At 44.6% G+C, this 19085-nt stretch carries 12 protein-coding genes; 7 read left to right on the top strand and 5 right to left on the bottom strand.

Annotated elements, in window-relative coordinates; genetic code table 11:
* The first annotated feature begins 14 nt into the window (after positions 1 to 14).
* The 3 genes from GKS34_RS03695 to GKS34_RS03685 all read left to right on the top strand — a co-directional run bounded on the left by GKS34_RS03695 (position 15) and on the right by GKS34_RS03685 (position 5564).
* Positions 15 to 1547 (top strand): RagB/SusD family nutrient uptake outer membrane protein, encoded by a 1533-nt coding sequence (locus GKS34_RS03695; RefSeq protein ID WP_163383436.1) that lies wholly within the window; start codon positions 15 to 17, stop codon positions 1545 to 1547.
* Positions 1548 to 1762: 215 nt separating this feature from the next.
* Positions 1763 to 4099: a PSD1 and planctomycete cytochrome C domain-containing protein gene (locus GKS34_RS03690; protein WP_435380173.1), complete on the top strand. Its 2337-nt coding sequence runs from the start codon at positions 1763 to 1765 to the stop codon at positions 4097 to 4099.
* 4 nt (positions 4100 to 4103) lie between these two features.
* On the top strand, positions 4104 to 5564 hold the full coding sequence (locus GKS34_RS03685) for a DUF1501 domain-containing protein (RefSeq protein WP_163383435.1): 1461 nt from the start codon (positions 4104 to 4106) through the stop codon (positions 5562 to 5564).
* 643 nt (positions 5565 to 6207) lie between these two features.
* Here the strand turns inward: GKS34_RS03685 and GKS34_RS03680 are convergent.
* On the bottom strand, positions 6208 to 6603 hold the full coding sequence (locus GKS34_RS03680) for an endonuclease domain-containing protein (protein WP_163383434.1): 396 nt from the start codon (positions 6601 to 6603) through the stop codon (positions 6208 to 6210).
* 640 nt (positions 6604 to 7243) lie between these two features.
* Between GKS34_RS03680 and GKS34_RS03675 the strand changes: the two genes are divergently transcribed.
* The 3 genes from GKS34_RS03675 to GKS34_RS03665 all read left to right on the top strand — a co-directional run bounded on the left by GKS34_RS03675 (position 7244) and on the right by GKS34_RS03665 (position 12227).
* Positions 7244 to 9139, top strand: a complete 1896-nt coding sequence (locus GKS34_RS03675) for an exo-alpha-sialidase (protein WP_240459183.1) — start codon at positions 7244 to 7246, stop codon at positions 9137 to 9139.
* Between the two features lie 230 nt (positions 9140 to 9369).
* The gene (locus GKS34_RS03670) at positions 9370 to 10530 is read left to right on the top strand and encodes a serine hydrolase domain-containing protein (RefSeq protein WP_163383432.1); all 1161 of its coding nucleotides are present in this window, start codon (positions 9370 to 9372) and stop codon (positions 10528 to 10530) included.
* Positions 10531 to 10784: 254 nt separating this feature from the next.
* A complete protein-coding gene (locus tag GKS34_RS03665) occupies positions 10785 to 12227 on the top strand; it encodes a sulfatase (protein ID WP_163383431.1) in 1443 nt (480 codons plus the stop codon).
* 44 nt (positions 12228 to 12271) lie between these two features.
* Here GKS34_RS03665 and GKS34_RS23380 read toward each other — a convergent pair whose 3' ends face one another.
* The gene (locus GKS34_RS23380; protein ID WP_438834475.1) at positions 12272 to 12625 is read right to left on the bottom strand and encodes a hypothetical protein; all 354 of its coding nucleotides are present in this window, start codon (positions 12623 to 12625) and stop codon (positions 12272 to 12274) included.
* A 137-nt stretch (positions 12626 to 12762) separates the two neighbouring features.
* Between GKS34_RS23380 and GKS34_RS03655 the strand changes: the two genes are divergently transcribed.
* Positions 12763 to 13050: a helix-turn-helix domain-containing protein gene (locus GKS34_RS03655; RefSeq protein WP_163383430.1), complete on the top strand. Its 288-nt coding sequence runs from the start codon at positions 12763 to 12765 to the stop codon at positions 13048 to 13050.
* 229 nt (positions 13051 to 13279) lie between these two features.
* Here GKS34_RS03655 and GKS34_RS03650 read toward each other — a convergent pair whose 3' ends face one another.
* The 3 genes from GKS34_RS03650 to GKS34_RS03640 all read right to left on the bottom strand — a co-directional run bounded on the left by GKS34_RS03650 (position 13280) and on the right by GKS34_RS03640 (position 19085).
* Complete coding sequence (locus GKS34_RS03650; protein ID WP_205602013.1) at positions 13280 to 15418, bottom strand: outer membrane protein assembly factor BamB family protein; 2139 nt, start codon at positions 15416 to 15418, stop codon at positions 13280 to 13282.
* A 1421-nt stretch (positions 15419 to 16839) separates the two neighbouring features.
* Positions 16840 to 18324 carry a M28 family peptidase gene (locus GKS34_RS03645; RefSeq protein WP_163383429.1) on the bottom strand — a complete coding sequence of 495 codons (1485 nt, stop codon included), beginning with the start codon at positions 18322 to 18324 and terminating at the stop codon, positions 16840 to 16842.
* Between the two features lie 44 nt (positions 18325 to 18368).
* The gene (locus GKS34_RS03640) at positions 18369 to 19085 is read right to left on the bottom strand and encodes a pseudouridine synthase (RefSeq protein WP_163383428.1); all 717 of its coding nucleotides are present in this window, start codon (positions 19083 to 19085) and stop codon (positions 18369 to 18371) included.

The following is a 19085-nucleotide window of genomic DNA, read 5'->3' as shown; positions in this document are numbered from 1 at the left end:
AAACCAACGACATCATGAAAAAGATAGCAACAATACTTGCCATACTGATAATGAGCTCCTGTTCAGAAGATTTTCTGAACCTGGTGCCGGAGAGTTCTATTACCTCAGGAAATTTCTACAAAACAGAAGATCATTTTAATCAGGCCCTGGTGGGTGCCTATGCTTCAATAAGAGGAGCGAAAGGGTCCATTGCTGCCTGGACAATGGGAGAAATGAGATCGGATAACACCCACCTGGAATTCAATATTACCAACCGGGGGCCTGGCTATATAGAAAGAGAATACACGGATTTTTTCATGGACGACGTAAACAGTGGTCTGGTAGCAAACAAATACAATTCCGATTATATTGGAATTGCGCGAACCAACGAGATTTTAGATCAGGTTGAAGAAGCTCCTTTGAGTCAGGAAAAAATCGATCAAATTTATGGCGAAGCCAGCTTTTTGAGGGCCTTGTTGTATTTTGATCTGGTGAGGTATTTTGGGGGAGTGCCACTGTATTTAACAGCAGTAAAGGGGGCAGGCGATGCCTACCTTCCAAGAGCATCTGTAAACGAAGTTTATCAGGCAATAATTCAGGATTTAGAAAATGCCATCAACCGCCTTGATCCGGTTTCTTTCCCGCAAAATGGCAGGGCAAATGAAGGTGCAGCCAGAATGGTGCTTGCAGATGTTTACCTGACTATTAAAGACTATCCGAAAGCAGAATCAGAGCTCTCAAAGGTGATCCAAATGGGATATTCTTTGTTAGACAATTATGGGGACGTGTTCGAATTGAGTAACAAGAATAGTACCGAATCCATTTTTGAAATTCAATATCAACAAGGAAATCAAGGACAAAATAGTGATTTCCTCTATCCGTTTATACCACTTTCTGCAGATGTAAGTCTAATTACCGGCATCAGCTCTCAAAACCTTCAGGGTGGCGGCTGGAATACGCCCACTTTCGAAATGATAGCGGCCTATGAGGATGGAGACGAAAGATTGCCTGCTTCCATCGGAATTGTAGAAGGTACAGGTCAAATCGGTAACATGTTTATCGACGAATTAAAATCTCCTGTAAATTATGTACCAACTCCGGGAAAAAGAACCTATCCATTTATAAAGAAATACCTGAATCCCCATGCATTGGAACGCAATACGGATGACAATTTTCCGATTTATCGCTTTTCAGAGGCTTTATTATCTATGGCTGAGGCACTCAATGAACAAGGTAGATCAGCAGATGCATTGCCCTTTCTAAATGAGGTAAGAGAAAGAGCAGATTTAGACCCGGTTACCGAAACCAACCAGCAGCTGCTCAGGGAAATTATCGAACGTGAAACCAGGGTGGAACTGGCCTTTGAAAACAAAAGATGGTGCGATCTGCTGCGGACAGATAGGGCTATCGAAGTTATGAATGCCAATGGGGTATACCTTAAGGAATTTTATGCCGGAGAATCCTATTTACCAGCAATGAGTTATAATGTTACAACCGAACGGCTTTTGTTTCCTATACCACTTAGGGAGATAAGAATTGGTAACTTGGAACAGAATCCTGGCTATTGATACCCGATAAGAGGTAATCCATAAAAAGATAAGCCAAATATTTAAAAGGAACAGCAGGCAATTTGAAAGCTGCTTGCTTAACAAATATACCTTTAAAAAAAGTTAATTTTGAAGTGCCTGCTGTTCTTGTTATATTAACAATAATGCTCTCAATCTGTAATTAGGTGATTTTACATGCCCATATAATAGAGCGAAGAGTAGTAATGCCAATGAGAATGATTAAGTTATTAAGTGCTGTTCGTACTGTATTATTCATGGTGTTCTCCCTGTACTTTGCAGGTTGTACTTCAGATGAAGGTGAAATAGGGATTTCAGAAAAGTTTCCTGATAAAGTCAGCTATAATTTCCATATCAGGCCCATTCTTTCTGACAACTGCTTTGCCTGTCATGGACCGGATTCCGATGCAAGGGAAGCCGGATTACGGTTAGATATCGAAAGTGAAGCATTCAAAGCCCTTGCGGAAAATCAAGGGGCTTTTGCCCTGGTTCCCGGCAAACCGCATCAGTCTGAAGTCTATTTGCGTGTAAACTCGAGCGATGAAAGTCAGGTGATGCCTCCTCCGGAGTCCAACCTCAATTTGACAAACAGGGAAATAGAGCTTATCAAAACCTGGATAGAAGATGGGGCGGTTTATGAAAAACACTGGTCTTTTCAAGCTCCTCAATACATAGCAGCCCCTGAAGTAGAAGACAAAAACTGGCCTGTTAACGAAATTGATCATTTTATTTTAAAGCAACAGGAAGATGTCGGATTGCATCCTAATCAGCCGGCTTCAAAAGAAAGTATGCTCAAGAGATTAAGTTTTGATCTGACCGGATTGCCACCAAATCTGGATTTGATGGATCGGTTTAATGAAAATGATAATGCTGACGCTTTTGAAGAGATGGTTGATTACCTGCTGTCTCAGCCCTCCTTTGGAGAACGAATGGCTGTTTATTGGATGGACATATCCAGATATGCCGACTCTTATGGCTATCAATTGGATAACTTCCGGACACAGTGGCCCTGGCGGGATTGGGTAATCCATGCCTTTAATAAAAATTTGTCTTTTGAGGATTTTATAACCTGGCAACTGGCTGGCGATCTTTTGGAGAACCCCACTAAAGAGCAGATTTTAGCCACGGGGTTTAATAGAAACCATAAAATCACGGAGGAAGGTGCGGTGGATGAAGAAGAGTATAGGATCACCTATGTGACAGACAGGACCAATACCATCGGCAAAGCACTCATAGGCATTACCTTTGAATGTGCGGCATGTCACGACCACAAGTTCGATCCCATCTCCCAAAAGGATTATTATGAGATGTTTTCATTTTTTAATAATATCGATGAGTTGAGGACTTCTACTGCACCAATAGATCCATTGGTAGGCACTCCGGAGTCCTATGCAAAGAAACCTTACATTGAGATTACCGATGAAGATGCCGAAGGTATTCTTTCTTTTGTCAACAAACAGGATACCGCCAAACTGATTGTTTCGGTAATGGGTGAGCTGGATACCCTGAGAAACAATTATGTGTTGGAAAGAGGCGTTTTTAACGCATACGGAACTGAAGTATTTCCTGAAACGCCTGAGTCAATTCTAAATTTTGATCCAAACTATCCAAAAAACAGGCTTGGATTGGCCAAATGGTTGTTTGATGAGCGCAACCCTCTGACTGCGAGGGTTTTTGTGAATAAAATCTGGAAGGAATTTTTTGGAAGAGGAATAGTCAATACAACCAGTGATTTTGGTATGCAGGGAGAATTGCCCAGCCATCCGGAATTGTTGGACTGGCTGGCCATCGATTTCATGGAAAATGGATGGGACATCAAACGGCTTATCAAACAAATGGTAATGTCTGCCACCTACCGGCAGTCGGTGGCCATCGTTGAAAAAGAAAGGCAGAAAGATCCTGAAAACAGGTATTTCACCAGGGCCTCACGCCACCATTTGAAGGCAGAATTTATTCGTAACATGGTCCTTGCGAGCAGCGGACTACTGGTACCGGAAATAGGTGGGCGGAGTGTAAAACCTTATCAACCCGACGGATTGTGGGAGGCAGCGACCGCAGGGGGCTCTACCCTGGCTGAGTATACCCAGGACCATGGAGATAATCTGTACCGGAGAGGCCTGTATACATTTGTGAAAAGGACAGTGCCACCACCCTCCATGCTCATCTTTGACGCCAGTAACAGAGATCAGTGTGAGACAGAGCGTTCCTTTACGAATACCCCTTTACAGGCTTTGGTCATGCTTAATGACCCAACCGTCCTTGAGGCCTCAAGGGTACTGGCAGCCCGTTTGGTCAATGAAAACTCCACCCAAACTGAAAAAATTACTAGGGCTTTTCGCTTAATTCTATGCAGGAAACCGAAACCAAAAGAAGTAGAACTGCTGGAAAACTATCTTAGGGATAAGCTGGAAAGCATCACAGCGGAGGACGCTGAAGCATTGGCTTCAATAGGCGAATATCCGGTGGACGAAAATGCGGATAAAGTAGCCGTAGCAGCCTTAATGCAGGTAATCTCCACCATGTATAACATGGAAGAGGCCATCACCAGATCTTAGATTTATGGAAAAAGAACTTTTGGAATACGGATTGAACAGAAACAGGAGAAGGTTTTTATCCAAATTGAGCCTTGGAATCGGAAGCGTGGCTTTAGGTTCCCTGCTAATGCCGGATCTTTTTAACCGGTCACGATCACCTGAAGACCTGGAATCAGGCGTTACCGGTTTACCAGATTTCGCACCTAAAGCAAAGCGCGTCATCTATCTTTTCCAAAATGGAGCACCCTCTCAATTGGAGTCTTTTGACTACAAACCTAAGCTTAGGGAAATGCAGGGGCAGGATTTACCCGCTTCAATCAGGGATGGACAAAGACTGACAGGTTTTACGGCAAATCAGGCTTCCCTACCTTTGGTAGGGTCTTTCGTGGACTTCAAACAGTATGGCGAATCAAGGGCCTGGGTAAGTGATCTTTTTCCAAAAACAGCAAAAATCGTCGATGATATCTGTATCATCAAATCCATGCATACAGAAGCGATCAACCATGATCCGGCACTAACTTTCTTTCAAACCGGAGCCCAACAAGGAAACAGACCCAGCATGGGATCCTGGTTGAGCTATGGCCTGGGAAGTGAAAATCAAAATCTCCCTTCCTTTACCGTTCTGATTTCCAGGGGAGAAGGCAATAGCCAGGGAGTATATTCCAAGCTCTGGTCCAACGGCTTTCTGGATTCCATTCATCAGGGCGTTCAGTTCAGTAGTGGAGAAGATCCGGTTTTATACCTCAATGATCCCAAAGGTTTAAACCGGTTTGACAGGCGACAGATGCTGGATAAGCTGGCCCAATTAAACCAGTGGTCTTATGAGGAAATTCATGATCCGGAGATCAATACAAAAATTCAGCAATATGAGATGGCTTACCGCATGCAAACCACGGTGCCTGATGTGTTGGATATTTCCAAAGAACCTCAAAGCATTATTGATCTTTACGGGGAAGATTGTAAAAAGCCCGGAACCTTTGCTGCGAACTGCCTGCTGGCAAGAAAACTTTCTGAGGAAGGGGTCCGCTTTGTGCAATTGTACCACCAGGGCTGGGACCAGCATGTCAATTTGCCCAAGGAAATAACGGGTCAGGCCATGGATGTAGATCAGGCTTCCGCAGCTTTGGTTACAGATCTCAAACAAAGAGGTTTGCTTGACGAAACCCTAGTGGTATGGGGTGGAGAATTCGGGCGTACCAACTTCAGCCAGGGCGAATTGACCAAAGACAACTACGGGCGTGACCACCACCCCAGGTGCTTTAGCATCTGGATGGCAGGCGGCGGTATAAAGCCGGGAATTGTTTATGGAGAAACAGATGAATTTGGCTACAATATCACCAAAAATCCGGTGCATGTGCATGACTTTCAGGCCACCCTTTTGCATCAGTTGGGACTGGACCATGAAAAATTAATCTACAAACACCTGGGCAGAAGATTCCGTCTCACCGATGTGGCTGGGAAGGTCGTAAAGGATATTATTGCCTGATGTTGAAGTGATACTGCCAAATAATAGAACTATTGCCATTTAAGCGGACTGAAAAAAATACTCGTCAAAACCGTTACCGGTTAACGGAACGTGTCTAGAAATCAGACCGTTACCGAAATCCCCCTTTCTCAAAGGGGGCAAGGGGGATTTAGGACGAAAATCGCATCAAAATCGTAAGCGTATAGATGGGATGGGCACGAAAAAATCCCCTGCGCCCCCTTAAAAAGGGGGATTTGCAGAAATGCATGATTGAAGCTGAATAGGTGCCATTTAAACGGACTGGAAAAATACTCGTCAATACCGTTATCGGTTGACGGAACGTGTCTAGAAATCCGACCGATACCGAAATCCCTCCTTTAAGGGGGATTTGCTTTCAATTTCCTTGCAATTGAATTGGAGAAGGTTAGTGCTTCCCACAACGAACGGCAGCTGGCTGGAATTTACGTACCTAGAAATCCGACAGTAAACGAAATCCCCCTTTCTCAAAGGGGGCAAGGGGGATTTTTTCAAGGATTTTAATTTGAACTAAAACTATTTTCCGGTTATTAACCTTAAAATTCCTTCAGAAAATGATTGGAATGGGTTCTTATTCCATTGACAGCCCGGATTTAATATCGTTTGGATTCAGTCCTCTCTTTTTATCTCAAAAAATTGTCTTGGGAACACCGTTTTCAACTTCCCATTTATCAATAAACACACCTATTTCCTGGAGAATAGAAGGCATGGATTTCTTGACATCTCCATCCAAAAACCTTAGAAAACATAAGCCCATTTTTTCCAAAACCAATTGCCTTTTAAGATCTTCAAGAACCGATTCATCATGGAAGTGGCTATCTCCATCAATTTCGATGACTAATTGTAATCTCTTGCAGTAAAAATCGACAATGTAATCTCCTAATGGCTTTTGCCTGTTAAATGCGTAGCCTCGAAATTGACGTGCCCGTAGTTTTTGCCAAAGTAAAACCTCGGATAGCGTTGAATGAGATCGTAATTCTCTTGAAAATTCTTTCAAATTCTTGTTGTAGGGAATAAATCGCATGGAAGAAGTTAAAAATTATGCATTAAATTTCAATGTTTTCCTAAAAAAAACATTTCTTAAGGAGGGGATTTTTTTGAGGGTTACCACTATTCAATATACTGAAATATTGATAGTTACGTAGGTTAATCCCCCTTTCCCCCTTATTAAGGGGGATTTGTTTTCGATTTCCTTACAGTTGAATTGGAGAAGGTTAGTGCTGCCCACAATGAACGGCAGCTGGCTGGAATTTACATACCTGGAAATCCGACCGCTACCGAAATCCCCCTTTCTCAAAGGGGGCAAGGGGGATTTAGGACGAAAATCGCATCAAAATCGTAAGCGTATAGATGGGATGGGCACGAAAAAATCCCCCTGCGCCCCCTTAAAAAGGGGGATTTGCTGAAATGCATGATTGAAGCTGTATAGGTGCCATTTAGCCGGACTGAAAAAACTACTCGTTAAAACCGTTACCGGTAAACCGAACGTACCTAGAAATCCGACAGTAAACGAAATCCCCCTTTTTTAAAGGGGGCAAGGGGGATTTGTCCTCAATCCGTATGTTTTTATTCATTTTTAGCGAATAAATTTCGGCTTTACCCATTTTTTAACTTAACTAGTAAGCCATTTATTGATGCATCCTATTAGGTTTTTTTTTGACCCTATGAACATAAAATTAAGCCCAAACCACAGCCTTTTCGTTGGCCTGTTATTTTGGACATTTGCAGGCAATGCAGCTTCTGCCTTAGCCCAGGCAACCGATTGGAGAAATATTGAAAATGGCCTGGTCATTCCAGACAAAAGCTATAGTGACCAGCCCTATATTGTAAAAACGGATGACGGAGCCTGGTTATGCGTGATGACTACCGGTGCCGGGCATGAGGGCGCCAGTGGACAGCATATCATCAGCCAGCGGAGTTTTGACCGGGGCCTTACCTGGGAAGGAATGGTAGAAATAGAGCCTGCAGATGGCCCTGAGGCTTCCTATGCTGTGCTTTTGAAAGCTCCTTCAGGCCGGTTATTTGTATTCTACAACCACAATACCGACAATCTCAGGGAAGTGAAAGGGGAGGATCCTCCCTATAAAGACGGAATTGTACGGCGAGTGGATAGTCAGGGCTATTTCGTCTTCAAGTATTCCGACGATCATGGCAAATCCTGGTCGGAAGACAGGTATACCATTCCTGTACGTGAATTCGAAATAGACCGAAACAATCCCTATCAGGGAGATATCCGCTTTTTCTGGAACGTTGGAAGAGCCTTTTCCCATAAAGGGACTGCCTTTGTTCCGCTGACCAAAGTAGGCGGCTTTGGGAACGGGTTTTTCACCTCCAATGAAGGGGTATTGCTAAAGAGTGAGGATTTGTTTACGGTAAAAGATCCCGCTGAGGCAGCATGGCAAACCCTGCCTGAGGGGGATATTGGCCTTAGAACGCCAGAAAATGGCGGTCCGATTGCTGCCGAACATAGCTATTCGGTCTTAAGTGACGGTTCATTTTTTGTGGTTTACCGTTCGCTGGACGGGCATCCGGTGTATAGTTACAGCCGGGATCAGGGCAAAACCTGGGATCCTCCGCAGTACATGCGGTATGCAGATGGGCGCTTGATGAAGCATCCCAGGGCAGCCAATTTTGCCTGGAAATGCCAAAATGGAAAGTTTTTGTATTGGTTTCACAATCATGGGGGTAGATTTATCAGAGAACATCCCAATCCGGGAGCTATTGGCTATAATGACAGAAATCCCGTGTGGATAGCAGGAGGGAAGGAAGTAGACGGTGACGCTGGGAAAATCATACAATGGAGTCAACCCGAAATCCTGCTTTATGATGATGATCCCTTGATTAGAATAAGTTATCCTGACCTGATAGAGGAGGAGCGAAACTATTATATGACCGAAACCCAGAAAGACATTGCCCGTCTGCATCAGATTGATACCAGCTTTCTGAACAAACTTTGGCATCAATTCGACGCTGTCTCCCCGGTGAAGGATGGCCTAAAAATAGATTGGCCGGGAGAAGGTTCAACGTTACCTGCGGAGCTGCCTGCACCAGCTATGCCTTCTTTTCGGATCAGAGATGCCAACACAGCCGATTACAGGGGCAGAAACACTACGAATGGTTTTACCATTGAAATGGGCTTTGTGCTTCATGAACTCAGGGAAGGACAGGTGTTGGCAGATACCAGAGATGCTTCCGGCAAAGGCTGGTGGATAAGCATTTCGGAAAATGAAACGGTGGAATTTCAAATGAATGATGGCCAGACAGGTGCGGTTTGGAACGCTGATCCCGGATTATTGAAGGCCGGTAAGCGCCATCAGGTAAGTATCATTTTGGACGGAGGGCCGAAGATCATCGCATTTGTCGTAGACGGGCACTTCAATGATGGGGGAGAGGACAGGCAATTTGGCTGGGGCAGATTCAGTCCCTATTTCCAGTCCGCCGCCGGTTCATCTACCTTACGAATAGGCCCTGCCCTCAATGGAGAAGTGCACTATTTACGATTTTTCGATCGGGCGCTAATGGTCACCGAAGCCCTGGCCAATCAGGGCTTAAGTGAGTAGAGGTATCAAGAGGGCTTCGCCTAATTTCCGTTGTATCTGAAAGCCTATGAATCGTGAGGGCTCACGTTTTGGATTGGAAATTTTCAGTAATTTGCAAGAAATCCTACTAAAACATAAAAACGAGGTTAAATTATCGTTTGGTTAGACGGTGAGAAAAGTGCACCCTTTTCCTATCTCCTGTTTGGCATCAAGCGTTTCGATGCCCCAATAAATTTAAAATTATTACCATTATGAAAAATAGAATCCTGATCGTTTTTTTCAGTTTATACTGCTCCATTACACATGCACAGACCCACTATTTCCCCGGTAAAACTTGGCAGGTAAAGTCACCCGCTGAAATGGATCTGAATAAAACGCTATTAGACAGTGCTGTGAATTTTGCGGTAGGTAGTGAGAATAAAGTGGAGAGAGATTTGCGAATTGCCAATCTAAAGGCATATGAAAGAGAGCCGGAGTATAAAATGCTTGGACCGATGAAAGAACGTGGTGGCCCGGCAGGTATAATTCTAAAAAATGGCTATATCGTCGCGCAATGGGGAGATATACATCGGGTAGATATGACGTTTAGTGTTACAAAAAGTTTCCTTTCTACAACAGCGGGATTGGCTATAGACCAGGGACTAATACAAAGTGTATATGACAGTGTGAAAAATTACGTTTGGAACGGCTATTTTGAAGGGCGACACAATTCAAAAATCACATGGGACAACTTACTAGATCAGTCCTCGGACTGGAGTGGAACACTCTTCGGATTAAAAGATTGGGCAGACCGGCCGCCGAGGGAAGGTAGTATTGATGATTGGAAAAACAGAAAACTAAATAATCCGGGTACTGTATTCGAATACAATGATGTTCGCGTTAACCTACTTGCTTATTCATTACTACAGGTTTGGAGACAACCATTGCCGGTTGTGCTCAAAGAAAAAATTATGGATCCTATCGGTGCTTCTACTACCTGGCGGTGGTATGGATACGAAAACTCGTTTGTTAATGTTGATGGCTTGATGATGCAATCGGTAAGTGGCGGTGGTCATTCAGGAGGCGGGATTTTTATAAGTGCCATGGACATGGCCCGATTTGGTCTTTTATTCTCCCGAAAAGGTAAATGGAATAACCAACAACTCTTATCTGAAAAATGGGTCCAGGCCGCTCATCAGCCTTCAACTTCCAATGAGGACTACGGGTATATGTGGTGGATTAATACCCGTAAGCGTTGGAAAGAAGTTTCATCAGAGATCTACTTCGCTGCTGGTTTTGGCGGAAATTACATCGTGATTGATGATGAACATGACCTGGTAGTAGTTACACGATGGATGGAGGATAGTGCCATGGGCGATTTTATGAATTTGGTTGTGAAATCAGTAACCCAAGCACCCCAACGTCAAAATTAAATTGGTAAAGAGAATTTCCTATTAACTAAGTTGTTCTGAAAGATGGTGTTGTAGGCTACGCCGTATTGTGGTGACGATCAGCTCTTCCATTTATGTAGTCAAATGGGGATCGGCGTAGACTACCCATAGGTAACGGTACAGGTTTTCACTGCTGGAACGGTCCTTTTTTTACTGAAATTCACCATTTTGGGCACACAAAATGCCTATGGAAACATGTGCCCGGCTTTGGACCTGGCGCCCAATTATAAAAAATTATGATTAGATCATTAGTATTCCTGTTAATATTAAGTCTTTCAACCATTTCCTATGCTCAGGAGAATACGAACGTGCTTTTTATAGCCATTGACGATTTAAATGACTGGATTGGCGTATTAAATGGGCATCCTCAAACCAGAACGCCAAACATAGACGCATTGGCTAAAAGCGGCATGCTCTTCACCAACGCACACTGTCAGGCTCCCATATGCGGCCCTTCCAGGGCTTCTGTGATGAGTGGACTTTATCCAACAACCTCAGGTAATTATTTACAGATGCGGGATACTAATATTAAAAAATCAAATGCAGCCTCAGGTAAGGCTATTCTTCTTCCCGATTATTTTGAAAAGTATGGGTATAAAACCATGGGTGTTGGAAAAATTTATCATAACGGAGACGGCGCGCAGACTTTTGATGAATATGGTGGTACATTTGAAATGTATGGCCCCAGGCCTCCCAAACGCATTAACTATAATCCGGAATGGTACGGAAAACCCAAAGGCACCTCGACAGATTGGGGCGCCTATCCCTCAGAAGACCGTTTGATGCCTGATTATAAGTCTGCTCAATGGGCAGTTGAGAAACTTAACCAAAATCATGACAAGCCTTTTTTTCTTGCAGTCGGATTTGTAAGGCCACATGTTCCCTGGCATGTCCCTCAAAAATGGTTTGATAAATTTCCTGTAAAAGACATTCAAACCCCGGCTTATCTACCTGATGACTTTGATGATATACCCGCTTTTGCCCGGCGGGTAACGGAGGTACCCATGATGCCGACAACCGATTTTCTCATGGAATCGAATCAATGGAAAGATGTGGTTCAGGCATATCTTGCCTGCATAAATTTTGTAGACCATCAGGTTGGGAAAGTGCTGAAAGCGCTAAAGGAGAGTGATTACGCGAATAATACGATTGTAGTTGTGTGGTCAGATCACGGCTATCATTTGGGAGAAAAAAATCGATTTGCCAAACAAGCACTTTGGGAAAGATCTACCAGGACAGTATTGATTATCAAGGAATTAAATGCTGTCAAGGGAAGAGAGTCAAACAAACCCGTTCAACTTCTGGATATTTATCCAACTTTATTGGAACTCAGTGGATTGCCGGCAAATAAACAAAACGAAGGACATTCCTTAGTGCCGCTTTTAGAAAATGATAAAGCAGCGAATTGGCCTTATGCCGCTATTTCATCTTTTGGCAGAAATAATACCGCCATAACCGGAGAAAATTTTAGACTGATTCAATATGAGGACAAGTCCATTGAGCTTTACGATAGTAGAAAAGACCCAAATGAATGGAAAAATTTAGCGCAAGTTGAAGGATTCGAGCAGGAAATAAACCGACTTAGGGGATTTATTCCCAAAGAACAAGCTGATCTATCCAAATATTCAATATTTAATTTAAACGATTACTGGAGAAAAATCATTAAGTCCAATAACTGAAACCAGGAGTAATCATTTCCAAAAGCCATCTAATCAGGATGGCATCAATCCGGAAGGCTAAATACAAACACCGCCCCTTCCGGGTGGGGTTTTAGTTTTGAGCCGCCTACAGAGATGGCCAGGTATTGCTTGCCATTCACCGCGTATACACTGGGCGTAGCATGCCCCTCAGCAGGTAGCTGGTGTTCCCAGAGTACTTTTCCATTGTCTTTGTCAAAGGCCCGGATTTTGGCATCAGCAGTGGCAGCAATAAATAATAGCCCTCCGGCTGTTACCACCGGACCACCATAATTTTCTGTACCGGTAATCGGAATGCCCCGTCGGGTCAGCGCTTCGTATTCTCCCAGCAGCACTTTCCATAACCAAAGCCGTTGGCAAACATTTGAAAAGTGGAAAATGTTTACAATTAACGAAACCTTTTGTATCTTTAAGCTGTATTTTAATTATTCAATTTAATGAATGATAAAGCGATTTGAAACAAGGCTTTTGGAAGAAGCGTTTGAATTTGTCCAGAAACAGGACCTGAAAGTAAGAAATGAAAAGTTATACATTAAATGAAGCAGAAGACCTTCTCATCGGGAAAAAAGGAACAAAAGAAAGAGAAGAGTATGAATTTGAATTAAAGCTTGAACTCATAGGTGATATGATTAAAACCGCCCGAAAAAAGAGAAAATTGACTCAAGCGCAATTAGGCGAATTGGTAGGAGTTAAAAAAGCACAAATTTCACGACTTGAGAATAATACTGGAAATGTGACCTTTGAAACCGTGATGCGGATTTTTAATGCGTTAGGTGCGAAATTGAATTTAAACCTACAGCTGTAAAAGAACGTTTTCTGATCATGTACACGGCCCCGCCAGATTCCTCTGATGGGGAGCGCTTCACACAATTTATCCCGAAGATCGGGACCATCGGTCGTAGGGGTCCGTAACTACGCAGCAACCCGGCTCTTCCCTTAATCGGTTCGTCGCTGCAAATCATTTCTTTCCGCTCCGCCCCAGTTCGCCGGATCGTAGATTGCACCCGCCTAAATCACATATAATCAAGATTGAATCAATCCGGAAGGCTAAATACGAACACAGCCCCCTCAGGGTGGAGCTTTAGTTTTGAGCCTCCTACAGAGATGGCCAGGTATTGTTTGCCATTCACCGCATATACACTGGGGGTAGCATGTCCCTCAGCAGGCAGCTGGTATTCCCAGAGTACTTTTCCATTGTCTTTGTCAAAGGCCCGGATTTTGGCATCAGCAGTGGCAGCAATAAATAATAGCCCTCCGGCGGTTACGACCGGACCCCCATAATTCTCTGTACCGGTAACCGGAATGCCCCGTTGGGTCAGCGCTTCGTATTCGCCCAGTGGCACTTTCCATTTGATGGTGCCGGTATTTAGATCGACCGCATTGAGTGTTCCCCAGGGCGGCTTGATGGCGGGATATCCTTCTTCATCGTTCCAGCGCTGGAAACCGCGGAAGACGTAAGGTGGCGCTTGCTTATCCCGCTCGATTTCTGTGCTAGCAGCCGGTTCTTCATCAAATAGGAAGGTAATGATGGCTTCCCGACGCGCTTGCGAAACCTGATCAAAGGCGGGCATACGTCCTTCTCCCTTTTTCATTACCTGCATTACCGTTTCCCTGCCTAATCGGCTGGAGACGGCTTCAAGGGAAGGAAAGCCGCCGTCAGGATTGCCTTTACGATCCGTACCGTGACAGGAGGCGCAATGGATCAGGTATTGTTTTTCGCCGGCAGGCAAGGGGCTGCCATCGGCCTTTTTTGTGGGTACCAGCTGGTAAAACCAGGGGATCTCATTTACATTCACATACATGATTCCATCGGGATCTGCCGCCGCGCCACCCCATTCCATGCCGCCATCGTATCCGGGAAACATGATCGTTTGGTCGGTACCGGGGGGAGGGTAGGCCCCATAATTTCCCGATTGACGGAATACTTCCTTGCTCATTTGCTGCGCTCGGGGAGAAATGGTCGAAAAGTCATCCGCCGTATATTTCTGCCGCATCAATGGCGGCGGTTTGGTTGGAAAAGGTTGTGTGGGCCAGGTTTGAATTTCGTCGATTTTAGTGGCTGCTTGTGGACGTTCTTCAATCGGCCAAAGCGGTTCTCCGGTAAGCCGGTCAAACACAAACAAAAGCCCCATTTTTGTGCCTACAGCCACAATATCCACCTTTTTCCCCTCGTGTGTTACCGTCAGCAAAGTCGGTGGCTGAGGAATGTCCAGATCCCAAAGATCGTGGTGCACGAGTTGCTGGTGCCAAAGCCGCTTTCCCGTATTCGCATCGAGGGCAATGAGTGAGTTGGCAAATAAATTTTCTCCATACCGCCCGCCGCCATAAAAATCCGGACCGGCCGTCTCGGTGGATACATAGACTATGCCGCGGGGTATATCGATCGCCAGACCCGACCAGTCAGATGCCCCTCCGGTCTTTTCCAAATAGTTTTCCGGCCAAGTATCGGATCCAAATTCACCTGGCCTGGGCAAGCTGTGAAAAATCCACTTTCGCTTTCCGGTACGCAGGTCAAAGGCACGCACCGCTCCGGGGACATCTTCTCCTACATTGGCTCCAATGATAAATAGGTCCTTGTAAATCTGCCCCGGGGTATTGAGCGTTACATTCGGTTTGCCCGGGATGTCCATTCCTTCACCCAGGTGAATGGATCCATTTTCGCCAAAAGAAGCAATGGGTTCGCCCGTTTTGGCATTCAATGCAAAAAGCCGGTTTCCTTTCATGGTGAGTATGCGCCCAATCTCCCCGTCATGCCAATACATCAGGCCCCGTTGATCCCCATCGGAAAGGGACTCATGGATGTCGGAAGGATCAAATGTCCAGTATTCCTTCCCTGTACCCCCATCCAGAGCAACCACCCGGCTGTGAGGGGTAGCCGTGTACAGGCAACCGTCCACAATCAGGTTATTCGTTTGGTAATTGGCTGAATCACCGGTCTTATAGGTCCAGGCCAGTTCCAATTGAGCCACATTGTCTTTGTTTATCTGATCCAGGGTGGAGTACTGATTGCTGGTGGGGTGACCCAGGTAGGTTGCCCAGTCAGCCCCGGCACCTTCCGGTTTGGTTTGTGTACAGGCAGTCCCCCAATAAGCCAGGAAACAAACGAGGATGAGGTGGTATATCGAAAAATAGTGATCGTTTTCCATGGCTGGCCGGATGAGTATAGGGTGCATATATTATTAATCTGAGTTCGGCCTAATTTAATAATAAAACTGTTATTCCGGGAATTAACTTTTTATAAAGCGCAGACATTGGGATGTCGATAGGTTTTTAGGAATATATATTTGGTCGTATTGTCAGGATTTAATATCAGCTAGAAGGGAAAATAAACATCTCATTTTTTAATGGATAATTGTGAGTCAAAGTTAATTTTTGTTATTATCGGCATATTTGTATTGTACTTTTGGCTTGATCCAAAAGTACCAAAAGATCAAGACAAAAAAATCCTTCCCCCCACAAACCTCCCGCGCACCCCGGTTTTTTGTCGGGCCGGCGCACTTTGGGTATTTAAAATATAGTTCTTCTTATTTTTCAAATTTTCACCAAGTAATACCTTAAAGAAATCAGTTTTAAATTCGTCATTGGTAAACAGGCAAATCCCTCCGCGACGGAGGGCAGAGCCTGTCCCGACCAGAGTCGGGAGGGATTTTTTCGATAACATATTAAATATCCATTCGTTAATGGTTACTTATTTTGAAATCTTTACCGATGCCGGGCTCTACTGTCAAAGCGAAAATTAACTTTTTAAAAAACGCAGAATTCGGGATGAGGATGTATTTTTTTTAACTCGTTAAATTCTAATCATTTAAATATTTATCTAAGTAGCCCTTACAGATACGCTCCGGTTCAGATCGCTTCGCAAGGCTCGCAATGACGACCGGAACCGTCACTGCGAGAATTAACTTTTTTTAAACGCAGAAATCGGGATGACGATGTGGGTTTTTATCATGTTGATTTTCGGCGATTTAACAAACACGTCATCGGTAGGGTGCGTTATTGAATAACAAAAGCTATCGAAAACATCCCATGCACCCGTGGCAGTCTGAACGGATACGTATACGTCCGGTGTATTCCATTGTCATTCTTCAATTTCCTGGCGTAATCGCTTTGATTCAGATTGCTTCGCTGCGCTCGCAATGACGACCGGAACTGTCACTGCAAGGGTGCGTTTTTGAATAAAAAAACCAATAGACAACATCCCTTACACCCGTGGCAGTCTGAACGGATAGGTTTACGTCCGGTGTATTCCATTGTCGTTTTTCAATTTCCTAGCGTAATCGCTTCGATTCAGATCGCTTCGCTACGCTCGCGATGACGACCAGAACCGTCACTGCGAGGGTGCGTTTTAGAATAACAAAAGCTATTGAAAACATTCCATGCACCCGCGGCAGTCTGAGCGGATGCGTATACGTCCGGTGTATTCCAATGTCATTCTTCAATTTCCTGGCGTAATCGCTTCGATTCAGATTGCTTCGCTATCGATGACGTAGAAAACGTCGTCGGTAGTCCATGTTTTACACCCAGATCGATTTCACCTGATCCGCAATCAAAAATCAGCCGGAGAAAGACGCCATTCTTTTGGTCAAATGACTACTCAATCCCCATATAAGGTTTTGGAAACAGATTCGTATTTATCCCCCGCATTCCAAAGCGGTTGATTGGGATCATTGGCAATGTTTTCCGCTGCAAGAATAAAGGATTTCCAATACTTGAGGGCATAGTCCAGGTCAAAATTATCTACCTGATCGGTAACCTGATGGTAATGGGCGGCCACATCCTGATCGAAAGCAGTAAACCCCAGACTGAAGGTAGGAGCGGGAATCCCTTTTTTGGCAAAATTCACATTGTCTGAGCGATCGTAAAGCCCTTGTTCGGGTGCCGGGTCGGAAAGAGCTTTTAGACCAAATGCTTCCGCAGCTTCCGAAATATGATGATCGGCCGAAGTTCTTCCCAATCCAATTACCGTTACCATACTGGTATCATTGTAGCCGGCATTGTCAATATTGAGGTTAAAGATGATATTTGACAAGTCCAATGGTGGATTATCGGCAAAATACCCCGATCCCAGCAAACCTTTTTCCTCGGCCGTCCAGGCGCACAGGAGCACAGATCTTTTGGGCGGATGCTCGCCAAAGTAATCAGCCGCCTGTATCAAAGCAGCCGTTCCCACTGCATTGTCTCTGGCTCCATTATAAATGGAATCTCCTGCTGCATTAGGGGTGCCTACTCCCAAATGGTCATAATGGGCAGATAACATGACATACTCCTCTTTTAGTTTTTCATCTGTTCCCGGTATAAAGGCCACCACATTTTTTCCGGTGATCTTTTTGTTGATTTTACCGGTGACCTGAATTTTCATGGTAGTAGCCCCTGAATTCATGGCATTGATTATTTCGCTGCTCAGGTCCTTCATCCACAAATAGGGAAAAGCCTTGTCGGTATCCGGATTGGTGTCCAGCCCCATTTGAGGTTTATTCAGGTAATTAACCAAAAGACTCCAGGGAGTGGTGGGCACATTGTACATTTCGATCAATCCCAGTGCCCCTTTTTCTTGCGCTAGTGCTGTTTTTTCTCTTCCCGCTGCAAAAAGTTCGGCCGGAGATAGTCTGCCAGGAGCACCCACCCGGACTACTACCCATTTACCGGTAACGTCCTTTCCTTCATAATCCTCTTCCAGCCCATAGCCGGCTACCACCAGTTCAAATTCACCGGAAATGTCCCGGCCTCCCAGCACCAGGAGCTCATCACCATGGTTTAATGTATCCTGATTCCAATGGATTTCTCCAATTTCCGGAGGGCTGGAGTACATAAATGGAACATGCTGGTAATACCCGTTTAAGCCCTCTACAGGCCGGGCACCGTATTTCTCAAATTGATTGGCAATATAAAGTGCTGCAATATCTATTTCAGGCCTCGCTGGGTCCCTGCCCATCAGTTCATCGGCTGCCAAAAATTTGAAATGGGAAAGGGCTTCGGCTTCCTCTAGAATTGCATCTATGTTTTCTTTTTGAGCGGTTGCCTGGAAAAAAGAAAACATCATTAAACAAGCGAAGCCAATTGAAACTAGTTTGATGTTCATTTCTTATTTTTTTGATTTAAATATAGGTATTTATTTTAGGGTAATCAGGGGAAAAATTCCCTCGGTTCCCAACCCAAATTTTGGCTCATTTCCTGAAAATGAGTCGGTGCGGGAGCCTGAATAGTAATATTTTCGTCGGATTCAGGGTGATTAAAGGTCAGTTTCCAGGCATGGAGCAGCATGAAGCTCATCTGGAAGTGACGATCGAAAAACTTATTTTGTTTATTATCCCCGTGCGTTTTGTCTCCAATAATGTAATGGCGTATATGCGCAAAATGCCTTCTGATCTGATGCATTCTACCGGTATGCGGATAGATTTTCACCAGGGAATACCTGCTGCTGGCGTACCTGTTGGAGGAAGCGTAAGGGATCTCGGTTTGGGCCAGGCTCCAATATTCTGTCAGTGCTTCCTGTAGTTCAAACTCCATATCCTTTGCGAGGGGCTGGTCAATGAGTGCATGAGCATGTGGCATGTAACCACGAACGATAGCCAGGTATTCTTTTTTAATAGAAGTACCAGCAAATTCGGGTTGTATGCGGGAAGCGGCCGGAGCGTTTTTAGCAAATAGCAATACGCCGGAGGTAGGTCGGTCAATTCGGTGCAACGGATAGACTTTATACCCTACCTGACTGCTCAGTAGTTCAACGGCAAATAAGGCATCCGGGCTTCGTTCCAGAGGCGTTTTGTGTACCAATACGCCTACAGGCTTGTTTATCGCCAGGTAATTGGTATCCTCAAAAAGAAGGGGTAGTTGCCTCAT

It is taken from the genome of Cyclobacterium jeungdonense (assembly GCF_010994275.1).
Taxonomy (GTDB): domain Bacteria; phylum Bacteroidota; class Bacteroidia; order Cytophagales; family Cyclobacteriaceae; genus Cyclobacterium; species Cyclobacterium jeungdonense.
The sequence above is the reverse complement of the archived record's forward strand: the minus strand, read 5'-3'. Positions and strand labels throughout refer to the sequence as shown.

Bases quoted from the DNA above. Each gene is read 5' to 3' on its own strand.
- GKS34_RS03695 (WP_163383436.1), top strand. From the start codon at position 15: ATGAAAAAGATAGCAACAATACTTGCCATACTGATAATGAGCTCCTGT.
- GKS34_RS03690 (WP_435380173.1), top strand. From the start codon at position 1,763: ATGATTAAGTTATTAAGTGCTGTTCGTACTGTATTATTCATGGTGTTC.
- GKS34_RS03685 (WP_163383435.1), top strand. From the start codon at position 4,104: ATGGAAAAAGAACTTTTGGAATACGGATTGAACAGAAACAGGAGAAGG.
- GKS34_RS03680 (WP_163383434.1), bottom strand. From the start codon at position 6,603: ATGCGATTTATTCCCTACAACAAGAATTTGAAAGAATTTTCAAGAGAA.
- GKS34_RS03675 (WP_240459183.1), top strand. From the start codon at position 7,244: ATGAACATAAAATTAAGCCCAAACCACAGCCTTTTCGTTGGCCTGTTA.
- GKS34_RS03670 (WP_163383432.1), top strand. From the start codon at position 9,370: ATGAAAAATAGAATCCTGATCGTTTTTTTCAGTTTATACTGCTCCATT.
- GKS34_RS03665 (WP_163383431.1), top strand. From the start codon at position 10,785: ATGATTAGATCATTAGTATTCCTGTTAATATTAAGTCTTTCAACCATT.
- GKS34_RS03655 (WP_163383430.1), top strand. From the start codon at position 12,763: ATGAAAAGTTATACATTAAATGAAGCAGAAGACCTTCTCATCGGGAAA.
- GKS34_RS03650 (WP_205602013.1), bottom strand. From the start codon at position 15,418: ATGCACCCTATACTCATCCGGCCAGCCATGGAAAACGATCACTATTTT.
- GKS34_RS03645 (WP_163383429.1), bottom strand. From the start codon at position 18,324: ATGAACATCAAACTAGTTTCAATTGGCTTCGCTTGTTTAATGATGTTT.
- GKS34_RS03640 (WP_163383428.1), bottom strand. From the start codon at position 19,085: ATGAGGCAACTACCCCTTCTTTTTGAGGATACCAATTACCTGGCGATA.